The organism is Novosphingobium sp. FKTRR1 (genome assembly GCF_020404405.1).
Lineage (GTDB): Bacteria > Pseudomonadota > Alphaproteobacteria > Sphingomonadales > Sphingomonadaceae > Novosphingobium.
In genome coordinates this window covers 359,973-375,354 of sequence record NZ_JAIZDA010000002.1, presented here as the reverse complement: position 1 = coordinate 375,354, position 15,382 = coordinate 359,973, and the positions used below count along the sequence as shown (strand labels likewise).

14 protein-coding genes are annotated in these 15,382 nt (G+C 63.0%); 8 read left to right on the top strand and 6 right to left on the bottom strand.

The features are described from left to right. Positions 1–6: 6 nt before the first annotated feature. The gene (locus LDN95_RS03525) at positions 7–705 is read right to left on the bottom strand and encodes a dienelactone hydrolase family protein (RefSeq protein ID WP_226016234.1); all 699 of its coding nucleotides are present in this window, start codon (positions 703–705) and stop codon (positions 7–9) included. Positions 706–853: 148 nt separating this feature from the next. On the opposite strand from LDN95_RS03525, the gene LDN95_RS03520 reads away from it, so the two are divergent. The 7 genes from LDN95_RS03520 to LDN95_RS03490 all read left to right on the top strand — a co-directional run bounded on the left by LDN95_RS03520 (position 854) and on the right by LDN95_RS03490 (position 8,160). Then, positions 854–1,138, top strand: coding sequence for a DUF6489 family protein (locus tag LDN95_RS03520; RefSeq protein WP_226016233.1), 285 nt, complete (start codon positions 854–856; stop codon positions 1,136–1,138). A gap of 51 nt (positions 1,139–1,189) precedes the next feature. Beyond that, complete coding sequence (mnmE, locus tag LDN95_RS03515; RefSeq protein WP_226016232.1) at positions 1,190–2,485, top strand: tRNA uridine-5-carboxymethylaminomethyl(34) synthesis GTPase MnmE; 1,296 nt, start codon at positions 1,190–1,192, stop codon at positions 2,483–2,485. Between the two features lie 76 nt (positions 2,486–2,561). Then, complete coding sequence (gene mnmG, locus LDN95_RS03510; RefSeq protein ID WP_370631639.1) at positions 2,562–4,409, top strand: tRNA uridine-5-carboxymethylaminomethyl(34) synthesis enzyme MnmG; 1,848 nt, start codon at positions 2,562–2,564, stop codon at positions 4,407–4,409. Beyond that, positions 4,406–5,155 (top strand): 16S rRNA (guanine(527)-N(7))-methyltransferase RsmG, encoded by a 750-nt coding sequence (rsmG, locus tag LDN95_RS03505; RefSeq protein ID WP_226016231.1) that lies wholly within the window; start codon positions 4,406–4,408, stop codon positions 5,153–5,155. Before mnmG ends, rsmG begins: the two co-directional genes overlap by 4 nt. After that, complete coding sequence (locus LDN95_RS03500) at positions 5,152–5,931, top strand: AAA family ATPase (protein ID WP_226016230.1); 780 nt, start codon at positions 5,152–5,154, stop codon at positions 5,929–5,931. Before rsmG ends, LDN95_RS03500 begins: the two co-directional genes overlap by 4 nt. Next, positions 5,928–6,902, top strand: coding sequence for a ParB/RepB/Spo0J family partition protein (locus tag LDN95_RS03495; protein ID WP_226016229.1), 975 nt, complete (start codon positions 5,928–5,930; stop codon positions 6,900–6,902). Before LDN95_RS03500 ends, LDN95_RS03495 begins: the two co-directional genes overlap by 4 nt. Before the next feature lie 103 nt (positions 6,903–7,005). Continuing rightward, the gene (locus LDN95_RS03490) at positions 7,006–8,160 is read left to right on the top strand and encodes an acyl-CoA dehydrogenase family protein (protein ID WP_226016228.1); all 1,155 of its coding nucleotides are present in this window, start codon (positions 7,006–7,008) and stop codon (positions 8,158–8,160) included. 86 nt (positions 8,161–8,246) lie between these two features. On the opposite strand, the gene LDN95_RS03485 is transcribed toward LDN95_RS03490, so the two are convergent. Further along, positions 8,247–9,029 carry a glycine zipper 2TM domain-containing protein gene (locus LDN95_RS03485; protein WP_226016227.1) on the bottom strand — a complete coding sequence of 261 codons (783 nt, stop codon included), beginning with the start codon at positions 9,027–9,029 and terminating at the stop codon, positions 8,247–8,249. Between the two features lie 141 nt (positions 9,030–9,170). Further along, entirely contained in the window at positions 9,171–9,653 is a 483-nt protein-coding gene (locus LDN95_RS03480; RefSeq protein ID WP_226016226.1) for a GAF domain-containing protein, read from the bottom strand. A gap of 134 nt (positions 9,654–9,787) precedes the next feature. On the opposite strand from LDN95_RS03480, the gene LDN95_RS03475 reads away from it, so the two are divergent. Beyond that, positions 9,788–11,251, top strand: a complete 1,464-nt coding sequence (locus LDN95_RS03475; protein ID WP_226016225.1) for a sorbosone dehydrogenase family protein — start codon at positions 9,788–9,790, stop codon at positions 11,249–11,251. 22 nt (positions 11,252–11,273) lie between these two features. Here LDN95_RS03475 and LDN95_RS03470 read toward each other — a convergent pair whose 3' ends face one another. From LDN95_RS03470 to LDN95_RS03460, 3 genes are all read right to left on the bottom strand, one after another. Then, on the bottom strand, positions 11,274–11,981 hold the full coding sequence (locus LDN95_RS03470) for a LytR/AlgR family response regulator transcription factor (protein WP_370631645.1): 708 nt from the start codon (positions 11,979–11,981) through the stop codon (positions 11,274–11,276). Positions 11,982–12,076: 95 nt separating this feature from the next. Continuing rightward, entirely contained in the window at positions 12,077–13,585 is a 1,509-nt protein-coding gene (locus LDN95_RS03465; protein ID WP_226016224.1) for a histidine kinase, read from the bottom strand. Positions 13,586–13,736: 151 nt separating this feature from the next. Next, on the bottom strand, positions 13,737–15,257 hold the full coding sequence (locus tag LDN95_RS03460) for a fumarate hydratase (RefSeq protein ID WP_226016223.1): 1,521 nt from the start codon (positions 15,255–15,257) through the stop codon (positions 13,737–13,739). Between the last annotated feature and the right edge of the window lie 125 nt (positions 15,258–15,382).

Genomic DNA, 15,382 nt, shown 5'->3' with positions numbered 1-15,382 from the left:
GCGGTATTACGCCAAGTGTTCTGCAAAGAAAGAACGGGTGCGTTCGTCGGCAAGTTGCGCACCAGCCTCATCGCGACGTTCGCCGATCTCGGCGGCAAATCCGTGATCGAGCCCTTCATAATCCCACAAGGTGACCTTGGCGTGGTCATCCAGCCCCGCGTGGATCGCGGCTTGTGCTGCGGCATCCACGAAATGGTCGGCAGTCGGGATATGGAGCGCCAGCGGCTTGGCGATTGCCTTTGCCTCATCCAGCGCCTGATCGATCATCACGCCGTAGTAACCGACAGCGGCGTCGATGTCGGTACGCGTCGCAGCCAGATAGGCCAATCGACCGCCAAGACAGAACCCGACCAGACCGACTTTCTCAAGACCCTGTTCTTGTCGCAGATATCGAATGGTCGCTTCAATGTCCTGCACTCCCAGGTCGATGTCGTACTGCTGGAAATAGCCGAACGCTTGCTGCAACTGCGCAGGGACGTCGGGATCAAGTTCGACGCCGGGTGCAAAGCGCCAGAAGATATCCGGTGCGATCGCGACATAGCCCAGCGCGGCCCATGCATCGACCTTGCGTCGAATGCCCTCGTTCACGCCGAAGATTTCGGGAACCACGATGATAGCGGCGGTGGCCTGCTCAGCGGGCGTGGCGATGTAGACGGGAATTTCGCCGGTCGCGCCGAAAGCTGCGATTGTCGTTTTCTCACCCATGGCAGTCTGTCCTTATGACGTAGGTCGTTGGTCGAATGGCAGATTGGCCACATGAGTAGACTTTGCCAAGCATGCATGACAGTTTTGTCGCAACGCGGTTGGGCAGGCTTCGTCTGTACAACAGATGCGCGGTGGAGGGGACGACCCGATGAAGATGAATATCGAAATCGAATGCTCGCCCGAGGAAGCACGGCGCTTTCTCGGGCTGCCGGATGTAACCAAGGCTAACGACGTTTATGTCGATGCCGTGGCCAAGGCGATGCAAGGGGTCAGCTCGCTTGAACAGTTGAACGGTTACGCCAAGCAACTGGCCCCGGTCGGTGAGATGGGCCTGAAGCTGTTCCAGCAGTTTGTCGAACAGGGAACCGGGGCGGCCATGGCCGGGTTCAAGGCCGGAGCTGCAGCAAAGAAAGACTCGACCGAAAAGAGCTGAGGACCGGCGGACGGCGTTGGTCGGTTGCGTGATTCGCGCTAGGCACCGGTCATGCCTGAAACCATCTTCGCTCTCAGCTCGGGATCGCCGCCTGCCGGAATTGCCGTGATCAGGATATCCGGACCTGACGCAAGCCGAACGTTGCAAGCGTTGGCACATCGTTTGCCGCGACCGCGGCATGCCAGTCTGGCCACGCTGACAGATCCGCGCGACGGATCGGAACTTGATCGAACATTGGTGCTGTGGTTGCCCGGACCCAGGACCGCAACGGGTGAGGACTGCGCCGAGCTGCATCTTCACGGCGGTCGCGCCGTGGTTCGCGCGGTAGAAGATGTGCTGCATCATCTTGGCTTGCGGCAAGCTCAACCCGGGGAGTTTACTCGTCGTTCGTTCATCAACGGTCGGATCGATCTGGCCGAGGCCGAAGGACTGGCAGACCTGCTTTCGGCGGAGACCGAGTTGCAGCGTCGAACTGCGCAAGCGATGGCCAGCGGCGTGCTCTCGTTCCACGTGGAACAATGGCGGACAACAGTGCTCGGTCTCTCGGCGATGCTTGAGGCCGCACTCGATTTCAGCGACGAGGACGATGTTGGCGACGACGCGTCTTCGCTGCCTGCAGGCTTTGTTGGCGGTTGCCGCAGCTTGGGTGAGGAGCTTGCGCAATGGCTGAGCAGACCTCGCGCTGAGCCTTTGAAAGAGGGCTTCCGGGTTGTTCTCGCCGGGCCGCCCAATGCTGGCAAGTCGACGCTGTTCAATGCGCTTGTGGAAGCGGATGCCGCGATTACGGCGCCGGAACCAGGCACCACGCGTGATGTCATCACCCGTGGGGTAGCCATCGAAGGGGTGCCATTCACGTTCATCGATACGGCTGGGTTGCGCGATGAAGGTGCCGGTTCTGTCGAGTTGATTGGCATTGCCCGCGCACGCGCTGAAGCCGAGCGCGCTGATTTGGTGCTTTGGCTCGGTCCCGAGGGGGAGGGCCCGAATGGTGCCCCGTTGTGGGAGATAGCAGCCCAGGCTGACCGACCATTGGCGACTGCCAAGGCGACGCCTCGGCATCAGCTATCTGCGGTGACGGGGATTGGGCTTGCAGAGTTGCGGCGCGACCTTGTTGACTTGGCGCGCTCCGCTTTACCGTTGCCGGGCGAGGCTGCGCTGAACAGCCGTCAACATCGTTGTCTTGGTGAGGTTGCGGGGGCGCTTGCAGAGGCGACTACGCAAACGGACGCATTGCTGGCCGCCGAGAACTTGCGGCTTGCGCGGTTTGCCCTCGATGCGCTCGTCGGTCGATCAGGGACAGAGGACATGCTCGACGCGCTTTTTGGCCGCTTCTGTATCGGCAAGTGATGTTCCACGTGAAACATCACTTGCCGATGTCCGGCTTGCTTTGACGCGAATCGCGCAATCCGGTATCCTGCCTGACATGCACGAGTTCGATATCATTGTGGTCGGCGGCGGACATGCCGGCGTCGAGGCGGCGGCCGTCGCTGCGCGCATGGGTGCGCAAGTCGCGCTGGTATCGTTCGACCCGGCCACCATCGGGGCAATGAGCTGCAATCCAGCGATCGGAGGGTTGGGTAAGGGGCACCTTGTCCGTGAAGTGGATGCCTTTGACGGCTTGATCGCGCGCGCAGCCGATGCTGGCGCGATTCATTATCGCATGCTCAATCGGTCAAAGGGCAGCGCGGTGCAGGGACCGCGTGTTCAGGCCGACCGCAAACGGTTCAAGGCTGCGATACAAAGCATGATCGCGGGGCAATCCGACCTCGCCGTCGTCGCCGGTGAAGCTTCGGCGTTGCGGATCAAGCATGGCCGGGTGACCGGGATCGACCTTGCTGATGGAACCGCGCTGGCCGCTCAAGGGGTCGTGCTGTGCACTGGTACGTTCCTTGGTGGCCGCCTCTTCCGCGGCGAAGAGCGGCTCGATGGCGGTCGGATCGGCGAGAATTCAGCCCATCGGCTCGCCGCGCAATTGCGGGATGCGGCCTTGCCGATGGCGCGCCTGAAAACCGGAACGCCTCCGCGGCTCGATGGTCGCACCATCGATTGGGCCCGATTGGCTGAACAGCCCAGCGACGCCGAGCCTTGGACGATGTCGCCATTGACCAAAGGCCGCGCTTTGCCGCAGGTGTTTTGCGCGATCACCAGGACCAATGATCGGACGCACGATGTGATACGCGCCGGATTGGACCGTTCACCCTTGTTCAGCGGCGCGATCGGTGCGGCGGGCCCGCGTTATTGCCCGTCGATCGAGGACAAGATCCATCGCTTCGGCGATCGCGACGGACACCAGGTATTCCTTGAACCGGAAGGTCTGGACGACTCGCTTGTCTATCCCAACGGGGTTTCAACCTCGCTTCCGACCGATGTGCAGTGGGCGATGATGCGGTCGATGGAGGGGCTTGAGCAGGTCGAAATCGTCGTGCCGGGTTACGCCGTCGAATACGATCACATCGACCCGCGCGCTTTGCGTCGCAGTCTCGAGGTGAAGGTACTGCCAGGTCTCTACTGTGCAGGTCAGATCAACGGGACAACCGGGTATGAGGAAGCCGCCGCGCAAGGCTTGATGGCGGGGATGTATGCCGCTGCGCAGGTGCTTGGCCGGGAAGCACCATCGCTTGACCGGGCCAACAGCTATATGGCGGTGATGGTCGACGACTTGACGCTCCACGGGGTCAGCGAGCCTTATCGCATGCTGACCGCGCGCGCTGAGTACCGGCTGCGGCTGCGCTCGAACAACGCCTCGACCCGGCTGACGCCAGCGGCACTCGCGCTCGGTTGTGTGGGCGTGGAGCGGCGCCACTGGTGGGAAGAACATCAGGCTGCCCGGGTGCGTCTAGAATCGGCGCTCGCAGTAGAGGCAACGCCGACCGAACTCCACCGCAGCGGATTGTCGGTTCGCGCCGATGGTGCGCGGAGGCCGCTGATCGAATGGCTCCGCTTTCCCGAGGTGAAGCTCTCGGACCTTGGGCCGTGGTTGGACGGCGAGACCTTTGACCCGCTGTTGGTGGAGGAACTCGAGGAGGATGCCGCCTACGCTCCCTATCTTGTCCGTCAGGAGGCCGAACTGCGCCACCTTCGCGCCAACGATAGCGTACCTTTGGGTGATGACTTCCCCTTCGCTGACGTGCCCGGATTGTCGCGCGAAATGGTCGAACGGTTGGAGCGGGCGAAGCCCGATTCGCTCGCAGCGGCTTCCCGGCTCGGCGGAATTACGCCGGCTGCATTGGCGAGCCTGTTGGTCCATGCTCGGCGGAGAGTGGCTGCATGAGCGTGACCTTGATCGACACCGAGGCCGCGGCACAAGCCTGGTTGCGAGAGGTTCTCGGGATCGACGATGGCGCGATGGCCCGGCTTTCACGCATCGTTGAACTGTTGGTTGCTGAGAACCAAGTCCAAAATCTGGTTGCTCAAGCCAGCCTCGCGGTGGTCTGGCAACGCCACATCGTCGATAGCGCGCAACTGCTGCTTGTTTCACGTGGAACACTGCGCGAGGGTTCCTGGCTTGATCTGGGTACCGGGGCCGGGTTCCCGGGCTTGGTCATTGCAGCGCTGCAGCCAGAACGCGCGGTCACACTTGTCGATTCGCGACGGTTGCGCACGGAGTGGCTGTCGCGTGTGGTCGAAGATCTCGGCCTGACGAATGTCTCGATCGTACAAGGAAGAGTGGAGGATTTGCCGCTACAAACCCACGCGGTTATTTCGGCGCGCGCGTTTGCTCCACTCGAGAAGCTCGTCACCATCGCGGCGCGCTTTTCCACACCTGAGACGATTTGGTTGTTGCCGAAGGGGGCCAAGGCCCGGCATGAACTGTCAGAGCTTCCGGAGACGTGGCGGCACCTGTTCCACGTGGAACAGTCGATCACCGATCGCGACGCCGGAATCATCGCAGGTCAATTTTTGGGAGGGCCGATCAGCAGTCGGCCTGTAGCTGTTCGGCCAGTCGCTGCCATGCAGGCCACACGATCGAGCAGACCCATGTCCCGGACATCCGGCAAGGAAGGCAAATCCGCGTGATCACCATTGCAATTGCCAACCAGAAGGGCGGGGTCGGCAAGACGACCACCGCCATCAACATTGCCACCGCGCTTGCGGCAACCGGCTGGAAGGTGCTGTTGATCGATCTTGATCCGCAAGGCAATGCCTCAACCGGTATCGGGCTCAACGCGGCAGACCGAACCACGTCGTCGTACGATCTGGTGATCGATCAACTGACCATCCCCGAGTGCGCTGTCCCCACGCGGATACCTGGGTTGGACCTTGTTCCAGCGACAGTCGATTTGTCTGGTGCCGAGGTGGAACTGGTAAATGCCGAGAACCGCACCGGTCGGCTTCGCGCCGCCTTGCAAGCGGCGGATGCCGGCCACGACATCTGTCTGATCGATTGCCCGCCCTCACTTGGCCTGTTGACGCTCAACGCGCTGTCGGCGGCCGACACTCTGCTGGTGCCGTTGCAATGCGAGTTCTTTGCGCTCGAGGGCTTGAGCCAGTTGCTGCAGACGGTCGAACGCGTGCAGGAGCGGTTCAATCCCGATCTCGGGATCATCGGCATCGTGCTGACCATGTACGATCGACGCAACCGGCTGACTGATCAGGTGGCGGAGGATGTGCGTTCCTGCCTTGCCGACCTGGTTTTCGAATCGGTTATTCCGCGCAATGTGCGCTTGTCCGAGGCGCCGAGCCATGGCCTGCCTGCGCTGATCTACGATCATGCTTGCGCCGGATCGCAGGCTTACATGAAATTGGCGCGCGAACTGATCGCGCGCCTACCCGAACGGAGGAAAGCAGCATGAGCGAAGAGGCAGCGAAAGTCGCGCCGGTCCGTCGGGCTGCGCTCGGTCGTGGCCTGGGCGCCTTGCTGGGTGAGACGCGGCGCGAGGAATCCGTTCGCAACGCGCCTTCCGCTGCAGTGGGGGGTGTGCCGACCAACGATCAGTCGCTCAATCTTGTCACGGGTTCGCGAGACTCTGGATTGGCGATGTTGCCGGTGGCCGAAATCGAGCCGCATCCCGATCAGCCGCGTCGTCACTTTGACGAAGCAGCGCTCAACGAACTGGCGCAGTCAATCGCCGCGCGTGGAGTTATCCAGCCGGTGGTGGTCCGCCCGCTGCCCTCGGGGCGTTACCAGCTTGTTGCCGGTGAACGGCGCTGGCGTGCCGCCCAGCGTGCTCGCGTCCACGAAATTCCAGCGATCGTGCGCAAGCTAGATGATCGCGAAGTCACCGCCCTTGCGCTCATCGAGAACCTGCAGCGCGAGGATCTGAATCCGATCGAGGAGGCGCGCGCCTATCACCGTCTGTCGGAGCAGGACGGCCTGACGCAGCAAGAGATCGCCACCTTCGTGGACAAGTCGCGCAGTCACGTTGCCAATCTGATGCGGTTGCTGACATTGCCGGGCGAAGTTCTCGATCTGATCGAGCGCGACGAGCTGTCGATGGGCCACGCCCGCGCTCTGGCGGCCTTGCCCGATCCGGCGCCCTTGGCACGCGAAATCGTCGCCAAGGGGCTTTCGGTGCGCGATGCCGAGCGCCTGGCCAAGCGGGCGACGCGTCCCGAAACGACGCCGCGTCGCGCGCGCGCCGAGCGCGATCCCGCGAACGCAGCCGATATCGCCGCGGTGCAGGCGCATCTTGAGGAATTCCTTGGCTTGAAGGTGACGATCCAGTCCGAGGCCGATCCCCGCAGCGGTTCGGTCACGATCCGTTACAAGTCGCTCGATCAGCTTGATCTGATTTGCCAGCGGCTGACCGGCGGGGACTTCTAGGCCAAAGGGGCAAGGCTTTAATCGTTCGATTAATTTATATTGACCGACTCCGTGGGCTATGCTTGTTTTCAACCAAGCAAGCATAACCCGGAGAGCCGTGCCAATGTCGCTCGATCTGATTCCCCGCACCGCCTATAACGAAGACCATGAAGCCTTCCGCCAGACCGTGCGCCGCTTCATGGAAACCGAGATCGCCCCCCATCAGGCCGAATGGGCCGACGCGGGCATAGTGCCCAAGTCGATCTGGCCCAAGGCTGGTGAACTGGGGTTGCTGTGCCCGACAGTGCCCGAAGCCTATGGTGGTTTGGGTCTCGATTTTGGCTACAATGCCATCGTCGATGAAGAAGGTTCGTATTACGGCCGCACTGTCACCGGCTTCTCGCTGCAATCAGATATCGTTGCCAACTATCTGATTTCCTATGGTTCGGAAGATCAGAAGCGTGAATGGTTGCCCAAGTTGGTATCGGGCGAGGTCGTCACCGCCATTGCGATGACCGAGCCGGGCACCGGGTCCGACCTCCAGGGCATGCGCACGACCGCCAAGAAGGATGGCAATCACTACGTCATCAATGGCTCGAAGACCTATATCACCAACGGTCAGAATGCGGACCTCATCCTCGTCTGCGTCAAGACCGACACCGAGGTTCAACCCGCATGGAAGGGTGTGTCGATCGTGCTGGTCGAAGCCACCCGCGAAGGGTTCCAGCGTGGGGCCAATCTCGACAAGATCGGGCAGGACGAGGCTGATACCTCGGAACTGTTCTTCAATGATGTGCGCGTGCCGATCACCAACTGTCTTGGTGAAGAGGGCAAGGGTTTCATCTATCTGATGAGCGAACTGCCGCAGGAACGGCTGTCGATCGCGGTTAGCGCGCAGGCGTCCTCGCAGCGCGCTTTCGACGATACGGTGGAATTTACCCGCGACCGCAAGGCTTTCGGCAAGCCGATCCTCGATTTCCAGAACACCCGCTTCACGCTGGCCGACCTCAAGGCCAAGCTGCAGGTGGGCTGGGCGCACCTTGATTGGGCCATCGCGCGCCACCTCAAGAAGGAGCTGACCCCCGAAGAGGGCGCTGCCGCCAAGCTTTGGCACACCGAACTGCAGTGGGAAGTGATGGACAAGTGCCTGCAACTGCACGGTGGCGCGGGCTATATGAACGAATACGCCATCGCGCGTGCATGGCGCGGTGCGCGCGTCACCCGCATTTTTGGCGGCACCAACGAGATCATGAAGGAGTTGATCGGCCGCAAGCTCTGATCTGCGCCCGAGGTTTCAAAGCAAAGGCCCCGTCGGGAAACCGGCGGGGCCTTTGCTTTTCGCCTTTGGTTGCGTCGCGCCCTCGCTCAACTGCCCATGTAGACGCGTTTTTCCTTCACGCGCTTGTCATGGCGGATCGGCGCACGGCGCCACATTTTACGGGTGGGAACGGTGACGTATTCATAGGTGACCGTTTTCGTTTCGGTGCAAGGTTGCTGCGGCGCGGTCATGGCCTGAACCGGTTGAACCGGCACCATGACATAACCCATCGGCACATAGCCTACCGGAAAACCGTAAGCTGGTGCGTAACCGGGATACGCTTGACCGTAACCGGGCGTTTGGGGGTATCCAGCACCGCTGGTGCGGGCATAAAATTCATCGCATTCGCGGTCGCGTGCGCGCTGGCGTCTGCGGCTTTCCGACTTGTCGATGGCAGCACCGGCCAGCGCGCCGATCGCCGCCCCGGCAACGGTGCCAAGCGTGCGGTCACCAGGAGCAATCCGGTTGCCGAGCACGCCGCCTGCAACGCCACCGATCACCGCTCCGCCAACGCCGCCACCATTGCCCCGCCGCCCGTAATCACGGCAGCGTTCTTCCATCTCACGATATCGCGGGTCGGATTCTGCCGTCTGATAGGCGCCTGATGGGTAGTTTGCATAAGGGTATCCACCGTAAGGATAGCTGCCGGATGGATAGCCGGCGGCCCCCGGAATCCACTGGCCCTGCCAGCTGCCCCCCTGCCAGCTTCCTTGCCACGTGCCGGGACCGGCCACGGGCGCCGGAGGAGCGGCGTTATCTTGCGCTAGCACCGGTTGACCGGACGCGAGGAGCAGACTTGTGGCGATCAGGCGGGTGAAAAGGCGGGTCATGGTGGTCCCCTGAATCCGGCGTCAGGCTGGGCGCCTGAACGTGATTATCAGGGGATTTACCATCTTGTCGGGCAATGGGCTACGGCACCATCTGCTGCTGCCCCGAAACGGCACAAGCCGAAGCCGGGAGCATCGCGAAGGTCAGATCCGACCGGCAATTGCCCCTGCCAGCGCTTCGATCCCGGCAGCGTCGTCAGCATCGAAACGGGCAGGCAGCGGGCTGTCGAGGTCGATCACCGCGATCACCGCGCCATCGCGCAGCACCGGCACCACCAGTTCCGACCGACTGGCCGCATCGCAGGCAATATGTCCCGGGAAAGCGTGAACATCCTCAACCCGCTGTGTCGTGGCGCTGGCGGCTGCGGCACCACACACGCCACGACCAAACGGTATGCGGATGCAGGCGGGCTTGCCGATGAACGGGCCAAGGACCAACTCGCCGTCGACCACGCGGTAAAAACCCGCCCAGTTCAAATCGGGCAGGAACTGCCACAGCAGCGCCGCCAGATTGGCCATGTTGGCGATGGCATCGGGTTCATCGGCGGTGAGCGCTTGCGCGGCCTCGTGCAAGTCCCGGTAAAGGCTGGCCTTGTCCTGGCCCATCGTAGGTTCGAAGGTATACATCTATGCTGATATAGGGGCTGGCACGGGATTTGTCGCGCCTGCCAGCGTAAGCTGGTGGATCGCAGGTGAACGTCCCATTGGCGATATGACCATGCCCATTGCGGGAATTCGCGCGCCGCCCTAGGTTGCTTGCCATGTCGCTGCTTCGCAAGATTCTGATCGGCTCTGCCGTTTTCGTCATCGCCCTCGTGGCTGGTTTCGCCTGGCTGCTGCACGGCGACCGGGCGCAGTACAACCTAGACGAAACCACCGGCCCCAAGCCGCGCATGGCCGAAGCGGCGCCGCAATGGTTCCCGACGATCGGCATTGCCAAGCCGGTGGGCTGGCAACCGGGCGAATCGCCGGTCGCCGCCGAAGGCTTGCAGGTGACGCGGTTTGCCGATGGGCTGGATCATCCGCGCAATGTCGTGGTGCTCGACAATGGCGACGTGCTCGTGGCCGAAACCAATGCGCCGCCATCGCGCGGACCGGGCGGGCTGACCGGGCTCGTCGCCGGATACCTGTTCAGCGCGGCGGGGGCGGGTGAACCGTCACCCAACAAGATCGTGGTGCTGCGTGACACCAATGGCGACGGCAAGGCCGATCAGCGCTTCGTGATGCAGAACCCAGCGCTGGCCTCGCCGTTCGGCCTCGCGCTGCGCGAAGGGCGGCTCTACGTCGCCAATCATGACGCGGTCGTCTCGTGGCCATTTGCGGCCGGGCAGACCAGCCTGGTCGGCAAGCCGGAAAAGCTGGTCGATTTGCCGGGGGGCGGCAACCACTGGGTGCGCAACCTCAAGCTGAGCGATGACGGCAGCAAGCTCTACATCACCGTTGGTTCGTCCTCGAACATTGCTGATGACGGCATCGCCCCCGAGAAGGGCCGCGCCACGATCAACGAGTACGACTTCACCAAGAAGGCGCTGCGCGAATATGCCGGTGGCCTGCGCAATCCCAACGGGCTTGATTTCAATCCGCGCTCGGGCGAGCTGTGGACCGTGGTGAACGAGCGTGACATGCTGGGTTCCGACCTTGTGCCCGATTACCTCACCGACGTTCCGGTCGGCGCGCAGTACGGTTGGCCGTGGGTCTACTGGAAGAGCAAGATCGACTGGCGAGTCCAGGCGCCGATGCCCGAGTACCTGATGGAATACACGCGCAAGCCGCGCTATGCGCTCGGTTCGCACGTTGCTCCGTTGGGTCTGACCTTTGCGCGCGGGGGCAACCGACTGGGCGAACGCTTTGCCAGCGGTGCGTTCATCGCGCGGCACGGATCATGGAATCGCAAGCCCTTGTCGGGTTACGACGTGGTGTTCGTGCGCTTCGACAATCTTGGCAACGCGCTCCCCACGCCGCCGATTCCGGTGTTGACCGGGTTTCTCGACGGGCAGGACAAGGCGCGCGGAAGGCCTACCTGGGTCAGCTTTGCCAAGGATGGCGCGTTGCTGGTCAGCGACGATGTCGGCGGCGTGATCTGGCGGGTGATTGCTCCCGGCGCGGAACCGGCTGCGGCGATCACCCCGATCCCTTCGACCCCGATGCCGGCGGCACCGAAGTCTGGCGGTTCTGTAACGATCCGGCGCGACGACAATTCGGTGCTCAACAAGCCCAAGCCTTGAGTACGCGATGGCAAGCCGGGGCTCAGCGCCCGGCCATGGCCTTTGCCCGGGCGAGGTAGGTGCGGCCGATGCGCAACAAGCTGCCGTCGGCCAGTTCGGCTGACCACACGCCCAGGCCATCGTGTCGCAGCCCCGCTATCCGGTCGCGGCGCACGATGGTGGAGCGGTGCAGGCGGATGAAACGTGCCGGGTCGAGGCGGTCCTCCAGCCCCTGAATTGTGTGGAGCATCAGGTACGACCGATCGGCCACATGCAGCCGGACATAATCGCGCTCGGCATCGATGCGGTCGAGGTCGATGGCGGCAATGCGGAGCAGTTCGCTGCGATGGGGAACCCAGAATTCCTCGATCCACTGGCTGGCGGAAATGGCCTGTTGCGTGGCGAGCGGCTGGGCCGTTGTTGTCGTGTCGCGAGACCGGGCACGTTCCACCGCGCGTTCGACCGCTCTGGCCAAACGCTCTTGCGCCACCGGCTTCAGCACATAGTCGACCGCATCGCAGTCGAAGGCTTCGACCGCAAAGTGATCGTGCGCGGTCACGAAGATCACTGCCGGGCGGGGGCTTTGCCCGCTCAGCGCGCGGGCGACGGTCAGCCCATCAACTTCGGGCATGGTCATGTCCAGCAGGACGAGGTCCGGGGCTAGCGCTTCGATCAGCCGCAACGCCTGTGCGCCATCGCTGGCAGTGCCGACCACCTGTAGCGCGGGCAGCCGCGCGCACAGGATCTGCATGCGCTCTACCGCCAGCGGTTCGTCATCGACAATCAAGGTCCGCAACGCCAATTCCCCCCACAACACCTTGATTTTCGGTCACTCCGGCGCCCAAGTCAAACGCTGGCCAATTCTCCGCGATCTAGCGGAATCGTCAAGACCGTGGCGTAGCCGCCCGCAGGCAGCGGGCCGCTCTCCACTTGCGCGGCATTGCCATAGCGAGCCTGCAAACGGCTTTGCACGTTGGCAAGACCGATGCCGGTGCCGCCCTGGCCCGCAGGCTTGCCGGGCCCGTCATCGGCCACGGTCAGCAGCAGGAAACCCGCTACCTCGCGCGCGGCGATACGGATGGTCACCGGCCGGGTAGTGGCCGATACCGCATATTTGATCGAGTTTTCGACCAGTGGTTGCAGGATCATGCCCGGCACATGCGCGTTTTCCAGTGCCGGCGGCACGGCGAATTCGACCCGCAACCGTTCGGGAAAACGGACCGTCTCGATCTCAAGGTAGTGCTGCTGCAGCGCGATCTCGTCAGCCAATGGCACGTCTGAAGTCGGATCGCCCGCCAGGCTGGCGCGATAGAAGCTGGAAATCGTCTGGATCATCCGTTCGGCCTGTTCGTTGCGCCCGACCATTACGAGCGCCGACAGCGAATTGAGTGTGTTGAACAGAAAGTGCGGATTGACCTGATAGCGCAGCGAGCGGAGTTCCGCCGCCTTGGCCGCCCGTCGATATTCACCCTCGCGCCGCTCGACCGCGCGGACCATCTCGGCATTGCCCAGCGCCAGATAAAGTGCGGCCCAGGCGATCAGCAGGAAGTAGCGGCCCATCGCCACATCGGTCAGTTGCTTCCACAGGTCGTCGCTGGCCAATCCCGCGATTGCCGCGACGGCTGCAGTGCTGGCTGGTTCTGGCGAAGGATCCGGCGTTGCTCTTTCCGGTTCGGAATGCACAATCAGTCCCCCGGTGCGGATTTCGGAGGAGCCGTCGCCATTGCGCACGATCGTGACCTGCGATTCGCCGTCCGCTGCGGCCTTCGCGTCGCCCGTCGGAGCCTCTGGCGGGGCTGGCTCGGCGGGTGGGGCAGGTGCATGTGGTTCTGCTGGTTCGGGCGGCGGGGCCGGCAGCGCCTTCATCGGACCGTCGATCAGCACATTGCCCGACAGATCCGGGCTCGAACCCGTGATGGCTGCCTTGGGCGCCGAAGCATTGGGTGCGGCATGGCGCCCACCCGCCTGTGCCGCTTCCTGTGCCTGCCAACGCTGTTCGACCGGCGCGAACGCCTGTTGGTTGACGATCGCCAGCACCAATGCGGCAGGCAGCATGATCACCAGCGCGGCGCTGATCCGTACGCCTGTGCTGCGCCCATCGAAATGACGCAGTACTGGCCATGCCAGCAAGGTCACCCCGATCCCGGCCAGGGTAACGAGCGCGCGGCGCCACAGCAGATCCTGAAAATCACCAAGATCGACGAGCAAGGCCCGCAGCGTAACCAGCACGAGGTAGGCAAGCCAAAGCGTCGCTGCAGACTTCAGCACCTGTCGCGCTGGGACGTGCGGGCGACTGGCCTGTTCGGTGCCGGTGTCGCGCGCAACATCGGTGGATGGGGCAGAAGGGGATGACATCGGTTGCATCTACACCGGGATGCCATCGCCGCGCCAGATCGACGGTCGGTGCCGGTCGGTGGTTGGTCGAAAGGAAGCGGGTGATCGAAACGTGTGAGATTGCGACAGGTGAGGGCGCGCGCGCCACATCAGGCAGCGCGCGCCATACCCATCAAGCCAGCAGGTGTTCGTCGGCGATCTTCTTCTTCCATACCAGCGGAGCAAGCTGGTGGACGTTGTTGCCTTCGGAATCGACGGCCACGGTCACCGGCATGTCCTCGACGGTGAATTCATAGATCGCTTCCATGCCCAGATCGGCAAACCCGACGACTTCGGCGTGGCGGATCGCGCGTGCAACCAGATAGGCAGCGCCACCCACTGCCATCAGGTAAGCGGACTTGTGCGCGGCGATCGACTTGGTGGCAGCCGGCCCGCGCTCGGCCTTGCCGACGCTGGCGAGCAGTCCCAGATCGAGCATCAGGTCGGAGAAGCTGTCCATTCGCGTGGCCGTGGTGGGACCGGCAGGACCGACAACTTCATCGCGCACCGGATCGACCGGGCCGACGTAATAGATCACGCGTCCCTTGAAATCGACGGGCAGCTCCTCGCCCTTTGCCAGCATGTCCTTGATCCGCTTGTGCGCGGCATCGCGGCCGGTCAGCATCTTGCCGTTGAGCAGCAGGCGGTCGCCCTGTTTCCAGCCTTGCACGTCCTCTGCAGTCAGCGTGTCGAGGTTTACCCGCTTGGCCGCTGCATCGGGCGCCCAGTGCACTTGCGGCCACTCGTCCAGCTTGGGGCGTTCGAGGAAGCTCGGCCCCGAGCCATCGAGCGTGAAGTGGGCATGGCGGGTGGCGGCGCAATTGGGGATCATCGCCACCGGCTTGCCCGCAGCATGGCAGGGCGCGTCCATGATCTTGACGTCAAGGATGGTCGAGAGCCCGCCCAGTCCCTGCGCGCCGATGCCCAGCGCGTTGACTTTGTCGAAGATCTCGATGCGCAGCTTTTCGATGTCGTTGCTGGGGCCGCGCAGCTTGAGCTGGGCCATGTCGATCGGCTCCATCAGCGCTTTCTTGGCCAGAAGCACGCAGTGTTCCGCGGTGCCACCGATGCCGATGCCAAGCATCCCCGGCGGACACCATCCAGCGCCCATCTGGGGCAGCATCTCTATCACCCAGTCGACGATTGAATCGCTGGGGTTCATCATCTTGAACTTCGACTTGTTTTCCGATCCGCCACCCTTGGCTGCGACATCGACCGTGATCGTGTTGCCCTTGACCATTTCGACATGGAGCACGCAAGGCGTGTTGTCGCGGGTGTTGCGGCGCGTGAAAGCGGGGTCGGCCAGGACCGAGGCGCGCAGCTTGTTGTCAGGGTTCAGGTAGGCGCGGCGCACCCCCTCATCGACCACATCCTGCAAAGACAGGTCGGATTCGAGGCGGCAATCCTGGCCCCATTCGATGAACACGTTGACGATGCCGGTATCCTGGCACAGCGGACGGTGGCCTTCGGCGCACATCCGGCTGTTGGTCAGGATTTGGGCGATGGCATCCTTGGCGGCGGGCCCGGCTTCGGCCTTGTAGGCCTCACCCAGCGCACGGATGTAATCCATCGGGTGGAAATAGCTGATATATTGCAGCGCGTCGGCCACGCTTTCGATCAGGTCCGCTTCACGGATCGTCACCATCTCGCCCATTTTTTGCCAGACTCCCTGTTCCGGTTGGCCGTGCTTGCGGCCGGGTGGTGCCGCGCGTTTGCCTCTTGGGCATTCCGCGCCGGCAATCGACAGGCGCCCCTTACGCCCCGATAAGCAACGTGCAA